The sequence below is a fragment of the Streptomyces sp. NPDC029138 genome (genome assembly GCF_055564375.1).
In genome coordinates this window covers 1-1,532 of the sequence record NZ_JBVHWM010000146.1, presented here as the reverse complement: position 1 = coordinate 1,532, position 1,532 = coordinate 1, and the positions used below count along the sequence as shown (strand labels likewise).

The 1,532-nt window shown below is 71.5% G+C and carries 1 protein-coding gene and 1 pseudogene; one reads left to right on the top strand and one right to left on the bottom strand.

Annotation, left to right across the window (positions count from 1 at the left end):
• Positions 1–245 precede the first annotated feature (245 nt).
• On the bottom strand, positions 246–374 hold the full coding sequence (locus tag ACZ4WH_RS43955; protein ID WP_468191967.1) for a hypothetical protein: 129 nt from the start codon (positions 372–374) through the stop codon (positions 246–248).
• Here ACZ4WH_RS43955 and ACZ4WH_RS43950 point away from each other — a divergent pair.
• A pseudogene (locus tag ACZ4WH_RS43950) lies at positions 340–1,532 on the top strand (DUF6531 domain-containing protein); the annotation flags it as partial. The gene ACZ4WH_RS43955 and the pseudogene ACZ4WH_RS43950 overlap by 35 nt on opposite strands.

Genomic DNA, 1,532 nt, shown 5'->3' with positions numbered 1-1,532 from the left:
CCCCCCCCCCCCCCCCCCCCCCCCCCCCCCCCCCCCCCCCCCCCCCCCACCCCCCACCCCCCCCCCCCCCCCCCTCCCCGCCCGCTGTCGTGTGTGGCAAGGACGGCCTGACTTGTTCGGTCGGCCGGCTTTCACGTTGCCACTGGCCACAGGCCGGTGTGATGATCCCGGCCATGGCTGAACACGGGGGGCCTGTACGCAGGTCACAGCTGTACGACTACGCGGACATGGCGGTACACAGCCCATCACGGACCACGGACGTCCCCGAGCGCGGACGCGACGAGTTCGCGGTCCTGCTCGGCGAGTTCCGCCGTGCCGCGGTGCTCGTACCGGGCGGAGGGCGCGGCGGGGAAGACAGCCCGGGACCGGGTCAACGAGGACCCGCACCAGCCTTCCCGTACCGGAGAAGCGGTGGAGAGCAAGGGCACCGACCCGATCGATCTCGCCACCGGCAAGATGTACCTGCCGCAGACGGACGTCACCCTCCCCGGCACACTCCCCCTGCTCCTGACCCGGCGGGTGGAGTCGGGCTACCACCTGGGCCGCTGGTTCGGCCCGTCCTGGTCCTCCACCCTGGACCAGCGCCTGGAGATCGACGCGGAGGGAGTCGTCTACGTCACGGAGGACGGCCTCCTCCTGTCCTACCCTCATCCCGCTCCCGGCCTGCCCACCCTGCCCAGCCACGGCCCCCGCCTCCGCCTGGACCGGGTGGACGGCGGCTACACCATCACCGACCCCAGAAAACACCACACCTGGCACTTCGCCGACCAAGGTCCCGACCTCGCCGTCCTGGAACAGATCGACGACCGCAACGGCAACTGGATCACGTTCGAGTACGACTCCGAGGGCACCCCTCTGGGCGTCCACACGAGCGCCGGCCAGGGCGTCCGCATCACGACGGAAGCGGGCCGCGTCACGGCGTACCACCTGACCGCGACCGGCGAGGAACTGAGGCGCTTCGGCTACACAGACGGCAACCTCACGGAGGTCGTCAACTCGTCCGGCCTGCCGCTCCGCTTCACGTACGACGAGGCCGGCCGCGTCAGCTCCTGGACGGACACGAACGACCGCAGCTACACGTACGAGTACGACGACCAGGAAAGGTGCATCGCGGAGGGCGGCTCGGCGGGCCACATGGCCCTGCGCCTGACGTACGGGGCCCCGGACCCGACGACGGGCCTGCGGACGACGACGGCAACGACGGCCGAGGGCCACACGCGTCGCTACCTGGTGAATGAAGCCTGGCAGGTGGTGGCGGAGACCGACCCCCTGGGCGCGACGACCCACCACCGCCGGGACCGCTACAACCGCCTGCTGTCCACGACGGACCCACTGGGCCTCACGACCACGTTCGAGTACGACGCCGTCGGCAACCTCACCCGGGTGGTGCGCCCGGACGGCCGCGAGACGCGGGCGGAGTACAACGACCTCGGCCTGCCGGTGAAGGTCGTGAACCCGGACGGCACGGTGATCCGCCAGACGTATGACGACCGGGGCAACCGCACGTCGGTGACCGACCCGGCGGGCGGGAC